This window comes from Paraburkholderia sp. (assembly GCF_035656215.1).
GTDB lineage: Bacteria > Pseudomonadota > Gammaproteobacteria > Burkholderiales > Burkholderiaceae > Paraburkholderia.
In genome coordinates this window covers 1-7,585 of the sequence record NZ_DASRSY010000391.1, presented here as the reverse complement: position 1 = coordinate 7,585, position 7,585 = coordinate 1, and the positions used below count along the sequence as shown (strand labels likewise).

The following is a 7,585-nucleotide window of genomic DNA, read 5'->3' as shown; positions in this document are numbered from 1 at the left end:
CAAAAGGAGTGCAAAAGGGGGTGCAAAAGGAGTGCAAAACGGAGTGCAAAACGGGATGAAAAACGTAGGTGGCGAGCGCGAAAAATCACAGGCTCACGCGAACGAGCTGCATGAGTGCCTGGCACGGCTTATTGCTCGTTTTCTTCTTCCGCGCCTTCGTCGCCGCCGTACACGCTCAAGCGGTTGTACAGCGTTTTCAGGCTCACGCCGAGCGCTTTGGCCGCGCGCCGCTTGTCGCCACCGCAATACTTGAGCGTGCCGAGAATGATCTGCTTTTGCGCATCGGCGAGTGGGGTGCCGATCCACACGCTCATTGCGTCGCCTTGGGTCACGGGTTTTTTCACGCGCGACGCCAGATGCGGATGCGGCAGCTCGACCGTCTTCTCCGCGAGAATGAACGCGCGATACACCGCGTTCTTCAGCTCGCGCACGTTGCCCGGCCACGACCAGGTTCGCAGTGTTTCGATCGACCGTTTGCTGAAGCTTTTGCTCGCGCTTTCCTGCTGATTCAGCAAGGCAAGGAAGTGTTGCGCGAGCAGCTCGCGATCGCTCTCACGTTCGCGCAACGGCGGCGCGCGCAACGGAAAAACCGCGAGCCGGTACATCAGGTCCTCGCGCAGACCGTTTTCCTTCACGGCTACCGCGGGGTCGCGATTGGTCGCCGCGATCACGCGCACGTCGCTACGAATCAGTTCGTTACCGCCGACCCGAAAAAACGTGCCGGTCTCGAGCGCGCGCAAGAGTTTCACCTGGCGCACCGGCGCCATTTCAGTGATTTCGTCGAGGAACAGCGTGCCGCCGTTCGCATGTTCGAAGTAGCCGATGCGGCCTTGAACCGCGCCGGTGAAGCTGCCTTTTTCGTGGCCGAACAATTCGGCTTCGATGAGTTCGTCGGGAATCGCGCCGCAGTTCACGGCGACAAACGGCGCGTCCTTGCGCCTGCTTTGATCGTGAATCGTGCGGGCAATCAGTTCCTTGCCGGTGCCGGATTCGCCGATGATCAGCGCGGTCGCGTCAGTGCTGGCAACGCGCTCGATCTGTTCGTACAGATCGAGCATCACCGGCGATGAGCCATACAGCAGCCCGTACGATTTCAGTCCCGCGATGCCGTCCGCGACGCGCTGCTTTGCCTGTGCCGAAGCATTGCCGCCAACGGTGACGGTGGGCGAGGCCAGATCGTTTGACGCCATAAACGGGGAATCCTGTGCAAATGTAGTTCGGTGTTGCGGCGCGCAGGCCTTGGAGCAAGACGGGCCCATGGACCCATGCGGGCACTATCTCATAGAAATTCGATTTAACCACTTTGGCGCTGCATCCGGCAATTCATGTGACGGTCGACGAAATAGTCCGGCGCATGGTCGGTCGAAAGTGCTTTAACCGCGCCGGCATCGAATGAGGGCGGCAAATTTACCGGGCACGACGTTTGCGTTGTCCGTCCGACACGCGAATGCTTTTTGAGCGGCTCGGTTCAAAGCGCGCCGGCGGCGGATGCGGTTTGTCGGTTGATTGCAACGCGCCGGAAATAAGGCTCAAACAATGCGCGAAACGCCGAATTCAGACATAGGAGTGAATGATGACTGACACCACGCAACAGCTTGCACTCGGTGGCCAGAAGATTGTCGAGGATCTGAGGCTGCTGCTGACGGACTCGGAGGAGATGCTGCGGCTTGCCGCCAACGTGCCGGGTGAGGGCGTCGACGCCCTGCGCGACCGGCTTGGGGCGCATGTCGAAACGCTGCAATCGGCGCTCGGCGATGTGCAGCAGACCGCGCAGCGGCGCTACCGGGTCGCGACGGTCAATACCGAACGCTACGTGCGGCACAACCCGTGGCGCTCGATCGGTATTGCCGCGGGCGCCGGCTTCCTGCTTGGCGTTTTGAGCGCGCGCTAACACGCAATGCTCGACGCCGATTCGTTTGACGATAACAAGGAGTTCGCCATGGGACGACCCCAAATTGGCATCTTCGGCGCGGTAATGGCCCTCGGCGGCTTTCTGGCTTTACGCTACGTGCAGCGAAACCGCGCCGCGCAAATGGCTCGGCGCATCCGAACGGAAAAGAAGGCGCATGGCCGTTTCCGCGCAGTTGAGTGCCGCGGTTGAGAACCCTTGCGTACGCCGTATCGTCGACGCGCCGCTTCGGCAAGCGGCGTCTGGCGCCTATTACAGATTGGTCTCGATTAAGCCGTATAATAGGTAAATGGACAACAATGTCGCACCCTGCGGTGGGGTTTCTCCGTCGATTGTTGCGATATTGAATCAAGTCAAAGGCTCGGCGCTGTCACGAAATGTTAGCGTGTGCTCACATCTGGATGCATACGAGGCGCAGCCGCAAGCCGCCGCCTGGCTGTCCAGCATACTGTTTTAAATGTTCCCCCTTTCACGCTTTCGGGCTCTCGAGACGCGATGCCACACGTACTGATTGTCGATGACGATGCCGGTACCCGCGAGGCGCTTGCCGCCATCATCGGGGAAGACGGTCTCACCACCGCCACTGCGGGCGATTTGCGCGAAGCGCGCATTCAACTGGTCCGGCAGATGCCGGATGTGGTCTTTACCGACCTGAAGCTGCCCGACGGCAGTGGGGTCGATCTGTTTGAAGATCTCGATCCACGCTCCGGCGTCGAGGTGATCGTGATTACCGGCCACGCCACGGTGGAGTCGGCGGTCAACGCGCTGAAGATGGGCGCCACCGATTACCTGGTGAAGCCGATCAACATGCAGCGCGTGAAGGCGATCCTGTCGCGCCTGCCGCGCGCCGGCGACCTGAAGGCGGAAATCGGCACCTTGCGCGGTGAGTTGCGCCGCATGGGCCGCTTTGGTTTGATGCTCGGCAATTCACCCGCCATGCAGGAGGTCTACGACCAGATCGGCCGCGTTGCGCCGACGGCGGCCTCGGTCATGCTGGTAGGCGAGTCGGGCACCGGCAAGGAAGTCGCCGCCCAGACGCTGCACCAACTGAGCTTGCGACGTAAACATGCGTTCCTCGCGGTGAACTGTGGTGCGATCTCGCCGAACCTGATCGAGTCGGAGATGTTCGGTCACGAGCGTGGCTCGTTCACCGGCGCGGACCGCCAGCATAAAGGTTATTTCGAACGCGCGAACGGCGGCACGCTGTTCCTCGACGAAATCACCGAAATGCCGATCGAGTTGCAGGTGAAACTGCTGCGCGTGCTGGAAACCGGCATGTTCATGCGGGTCGGCACGACCAAGGAAATCGAAACGGACGTCCGCCTGATCGCGGCGACCAACCGCGATCCTGAGCAGGCGGTGCTGGAAGGCAAGTTGCGGCTCGACTTGTACCACCGCCTGAATGTGTTTCCGATCAGTCTGCCGCCGCTGCGCGACCGGGGTAAGGACGTCGATCTGCTCGCGCAAGCGTTCCTTGACGATCTCAATGAGCGTCACAGCACGAAGAAGCATTTCCCGCCCGCGGTGAAGGAAATGCTGATGTCGTATCCGTGGCCGGGCAATGTGCGTGAACTGAAGAACTACGTGCAGCGCGCGCACATCATGTCGGGTACGGATTCGGACAGCACGGCGGCGGTGCCGCTGCAGATCACGTTGTCGAAGCCTGCCGCCGGCACGGCGATTACGATTCCGTTTGGCACTTCGCTTGCCGAAGCTGACCGTCAGTTGATTCTGGCTACGCTCGAGCAATGTGGTGGGGTGAAGACGCGCGCTGCTGAGATTCTTGGGATTAGTCTGAAGACGCTTTATAACCGTCTCGTTGAGTATGGAAACGACGCGCGTGATGACGGTGATGCTGCGGATGAATCGCGGGCTTTGGGGGGCGCGGACGCTTGAAGGTTGTTTTTTGCTTTTGGCGATGGGGTTGATTTGATTGCGCGTTGGCGGCCCCATCCGGCATAGGCCTTGCGACATCCCATTGGAATGCAAAACCGAGGATAACCAACATGCCGGAATTCGCCACCGCTCCCGCACTCGCCCTGCCGAAGTACGCTCACCGTCCCGAGCCGATCGAGCCACCATCGCCGCAGCCAGATCCTGGCGAACCTGACACAATTCCGAGCCCAACTCCGGACCCAATCGAACCCGTTGCCCCGCCGATCGGCGACCCACCGCCGCAGCCCACTCAAACGCCACAAGCCAGTCCACGTCTGCAGTCGCATATGTCGTCAATGCAACTCTGACACGGTCTGTGCGTTAGACCGCAGTTCAGAGCAGTGAATTTATGTACTTGTTACAAAGCTGGCGCATCTTTTACCGGCAATTTACCGTCGCGGCCTCTAGACTATATGGGTGCCGCTGTCGATGGCGGCAGGCTTCCCCTGGAGGCATCGATCATGAGACATCCAGCATTGCGACGTTCCGCGCGCCATACGAAGCGCGACTCCCGGCCGGCCAGCAGCAACGACGACCCGGTGGAGTCGCCGGACCCGGCAGCGCAGAACCGCGTCGCGCCCAATGCGCCGCCAGACGGTGAGCACAACCAGGGCGGCGTGCGTCCGGAAGGGTTGGAGTACCAGCGCGATCTCGGCTCAGAACAGGACGCTTGAATCCGTCTGACGGCGGATAAGCAAGGTTTCGGTTTCGTCATACCAACCAGAAAAAATTTCCTCGCGGTGCTTCGGAATCGCGCGTTTCGGCTCGTTCGTCACATTTGCATACATTTTTATTTCTAATATCTCAAAAAACGGCACGCGACTTGCGTGCACCTCTTTGGCACATATCCGTATGCAACGAAACAACTGACTAGGTGGAGCACCAATGAGCAGACTGATCGTGGTATCGAATCGTGTGGCGCCGACCCAGGAAGGCCGCCCCGCAGCAGGTGGCCTGGCGATCGGCGTGCTGGACGCGTTGAAGGAAACCGGCGGAGTCTGGTTCGGCTGGAGCGGTGAAACGGTGAGCGAGCCGTCCGCTCCGGTGATCGAAAAGCAGGGCAATGTGACGTACGCGACCGTGGGCCTCACCAAGCGCGACTATGACCAGTACTATCGCGGCTTTTCGAACGCGACACTGTGGCCGACGTTCCACTATCGCAACGACCTGTCGCGCTACGACCGGCAGGAATACGCGGGCTATCAGCGCGTCAACGCGACGCTCGCCAAGCAGCTCAAGGAGCTGCTCAAACCCGATGACATCATCTGGGTGCACGACTATCACCTGCTGCCGTTCGCGCGCTGCCTTCGTGAACTCGGGGTGAAGAATCCAATTGGCTTCTTCCTGCATATTCCATTTCCGGTTCCAGAAGTACTGCGTACGATTCCGCCGCACGATGAATTGGTCAAGGCGATGTGCAGCTACGACGTGGTCGGTTTCCAGACCGACGCGGACCGCCAGTCGTTCGTCGACTTTATCGAGCGCGGCCAGCATGGCACCTCGAGTGAAGACGGCATGATGCACGCCTACAACCGCTTCCTGAAAGTGGGCGCGTACCCGATCGGTATCTATCCGGATGCGATTGCCAAGGCCGCCGAACAGTTCACCGACCGCAAGCCGGTGCGCAGCCTGCGTGATGGCATGCGCGGGCGCAAGCTGATCATGAGCGTCGATCGGCTCGATTACTCGAAGGGTCTGGTGGAGCGCTTTCAGGCGTTCGAACGGCTGCTGCTGAATGCACCGGGGTGGCACGGACGCGTATCGCTGGTGCAGATCGCGCCGCCGACGCGCGCGGATGTGCAGACGTATCAGCGCATTCGTCAGACGCTAGAGGGCGAAGCAGGCCGCATCAACGGCCGTTTCGCGCAACTCGACTGGACGCCGATCCAGTACCTGAACCGCAAGTACGAACGCAATCTGCTGATGGCGCTGTTCCGTCAATCGCAGGTCGGCTATGTGACGCCGCTGCGAGACGGGATGAACCTGGTCGCGAAGGAGTACGTCGCATCGCAGGATCCGGCCGATCCGGGCGTACTCGTGTTGTCGCAATTTGCCGGTGCGGCCGAGCAACTGCCGGGAGCGCTGGTCGTCAATCCGTTCGATCTGTCGCAGATGGCCGAGGCGCTGGAGCGCGCGCTTTCGATGCCGCTCGCCGAACGTCAGGCGCGTCATGCGGACATGATGGCGCCGATGCGTGAGAACAATCTGTCGGTCTGGCGCGATACGTTCCTGGGCGATCTGCGCAATGTCGCGACCGCTTCTTCGGTGACGGCCAAAGCGGTAAAGCTCGCTGACGTGACGGCATCGTCGTAGCCGCATGAGCGGCCGCGCAGGTTCCGTCAGGAACCGCGCGCGCTGGTCACGTCGAACCCCGTTGAGTAAGGCAGAAGCATTGAAAAAGGGCGCGGATTGCAGCATGCGATTCGCGCCTTTGTTGTGTCTGGTTCAGGCGAATGACGTAGTCGACCGACCGGCAATGCGTTTAGGCCCGCAACGTATTCCGGCAGCACCACATTCAGACAACGTTGCATTCAGCCGATAGCTCACTCGGCTGGCAAAGTTCTCAAGACTGCAACGCACTCAGATTGGCAAGCACTGAACTGAAGCCGGAAAAAACGCGGCTCACGCGGCTCACGCGGCTCGCACGCTCGCGCCCTGCATCACTCGCAGCGTGCTGACCACGGCGGCGACCGCTGAAAAGCACGCAGCCACATACAGCACGATAGTCGGCCCATTTTGTGGCGCGACGCCGAAGATCAGCGCGACCAGCGCGGCGCCGAGCGTCTGTCCGGTCAGGCGCGCGGTGCCGAGCATGCCGCTCGCGCCACCGCTGCGCTCACGCGGCGCGGCGGACAACATGGTCCGGTTGTTCGGCGACTGGAAGATTCCGAAGCCCGCGCCGCATAGCGCCATACGCCACGCGATCTGCATGGGCTCGGGATGCGCGCCGAGCGTGGCGAGCAGCAGCAGGCCGGCCGTCATCGCAACGAGTCCGACGCCGCCTAGCCAGCCTGACGACACCTTGTCCGACAGTACGCCGGCAATCGGCGCGGCGATGATGATCACCGCCGGCCACGGCGTCATCAGCAAACCGGTGTCTACCTGCGAGAAACCGAGCGTGTCCTGCAATAGAAACGGTAACGACACGAAGGCCAGCATCTGCGCGCAGAACGAACAGACCGAGGTGCCGATCGACAGGGCGAACACCGGAATCCTCAACAAATCGATCGGTAGTAGAGGCGCGGATTGGGTCAACTGACGGCGCACGAAGAAGTAGCCGATCACAACCGCGCCGAGTGCCTCTGCGACAACCCAGCCGACGTGCTCGCCGTGACCGAGACCGTCGACGGCGAAAATCAGCAGGCCGAACACGAACGCGTTCATTACCGCGCTCAGATAGTCGTACGGAGACTCGTGGCCGGGATTCATCGGCAGTGCCTTGAAGGCGCCGACAATCGCCGCGATCCCGATCGGCACATTGATCGCAAACAGCCACGGCCACGAGGCGACGGCGAGCACCCCGGAGGCGACTGTCGGCCCGACCGCGGACGACACCGCAACGACCATCGCGTTGATCGCAACGCCGCGCCCCAGTTGCGCGGGAGGATAGATCATGCGGACGAGCGCGGCGTTCACGCTCATGACGCCCGCCGCGCCGAAGCCTTGAAACACGCGGGCGAGCGCGAGCGTCGGCAGCGAGGTGGACAGCGCGCAACCGAACGACGCCACCGTGAACAGGAT

General features: G+C 61.4%; 8 protein-coding genes. 6 read left to right on the top strand and 2 right to left on the bottom strand.

Features of this window, described 5'->3' with window-relative positions:
- Positions 1–128: 128 nt before the first annotated feature.
- Positions 129–1,190 (bottom strand): sigma-54 dependent transcriptional regulator, encoded by a 1,062-nt coding sequence (locus VFE81_RS22840; RefSeq protein ID WP_325046770.1) that lies wholly within the window; start codon positions 1,188–1,190, stop codon positions 129–131.
- Positions 1,191–1,573: 383 nt separating this feature from the next.
- Here VFE81_RS22840 and VFE81_RS22835 point away from each other — a divergent pair, with 383 nt between their 5' ends.
- From VFE81_RS22835 to otsA, 6 genes are all read left to right on the top strand, one after another.
- The gene (locus VFE81_RS22835) at positions 1,574–1,891 is read left to right on the top strand and encodes a DUF883 family protein (RefSeq protein ID WP_325046771.1); all 318 of its coding nucleotides are present in this window, start codon (positions 1,574–1,576) and stop codon (positions 1,889–1,891) included.
- Positions 1,892–1,897: 6 nt separating this feature from the next.
- Positions 1,898–2,101 (top strand): hypothetical protein, encoded by a 204-nt coding sequence (locus VFE81_RS22830; RefSeq protein WP_325046769.1) that lies wholly within the window; start codon positions 1,898–1,900, stop codon positions 2,099–2,101.
- Positions 2,102–2,404: 303 nt separating this feature from the next.
- Positions 2,405–3,805, top strand: a complete 1,401-nt coding sequence (locus tag VFE81_RS22825; protein WP_325046768.1) for a sigma-54 dependent transcriptional regulator — start codon at positions 2,405–2,407, stop codon at positions 3,803–3,805.
- Between the two features lie 110 nt (positions 3,806–3,915).
- Positions 3,916–4,152, top strand: coding sequence for a hypothetical protein (locus tag VFE81_RS22820; RefSeq protein ID WP_325046767.1), 237 nt, complete (start codon positions 3,916–3,918; stop codon positions 4,150–4,152).
- Positions 4,153–4,305: 153 nt separating this feature from the next.
- Complete coding sequence (locus VFE81_RS22815; protein WP_325046766.1) at positions 4,306–4,518, top strand: hypothetical protein; 213 nt, start codon at positions 4,306–4,308, stop codon at positions 4,516–4,518.
- 211 nt (positions 4,519–4,729) lie between these two features.
- Entirely contained in the window at positions 4,730–6,157 is a 1,428-nt protein-coding gene (gene otsA / locus VFE81_RS22810) for an alpha,alpha-trehalose-phosphate synthase (UDP-forming) (RefSeq protein ID WP_325046765.1), read from the top strand.
- Between the two features lie 318 nt (positions 6,158–6,475).
- Here the strand turns inward: otsA and VFE81_RS22805 are convergent.
- The coding region (locus tag VFE81_RS22805; protein ID WP_325046764.1) for an MFS transporter at positions 6,476–7,585 on the bottom strand (1,110 nt) is incomplete at its 5' end.

Bases quoted from the DNA above. Each gene is read 5' to 3' on its own strand.
- VFE81_RS22840 (WP_325046770.1), bottom strand. From the start codon at position 1,190: ATGGCGTCAAACGATCTGGCCTCGCCCACCGTCACCGTTGGCGGCAAT.
- VFE81_RS22835 (WP_325046771.1), top strand. From the start codon at position 1,574: ATGACTGACACCACGCAACAGCTTGCACTCGGTGGCCAGAAGATTGTC.
- VFE81_RS22830 (WP_325046769.1), top strand. From the start codon at position 1,898: ATGCTCGACGCCGATTCGTTTGACGATAACAAGGAGTTCGCCATGGGA.
- VFE81_RS22825 (WP_325046768.1), top strand. From the start codon at position 2,405: ATGCCACACGTACTGATTGTCGATGACGATGCCGGTACCCGCGAGGCG.
- VFE81_RS22820 (WP_325046767.1), top strand. From the start codon at position 3,916: ATGCCGGAATTCGCCACCGCTCCCGCACTCGCCCTGCCGAAGTACGCT.
- VFE81_RS22815 (WP_325046766.1), top strand. From the start codon at position 4,306: ATGAGACATCCAGCATTGCGACGTTCCGCGCGCCATACGAAGCGCGAC.
- otsA (WP_325046765.1), top strand. From the start codon at position 4,730: ATGAGCAGACTGATCGTGGTATCGAATCGTGTGGCGCCGACCCAGGAA.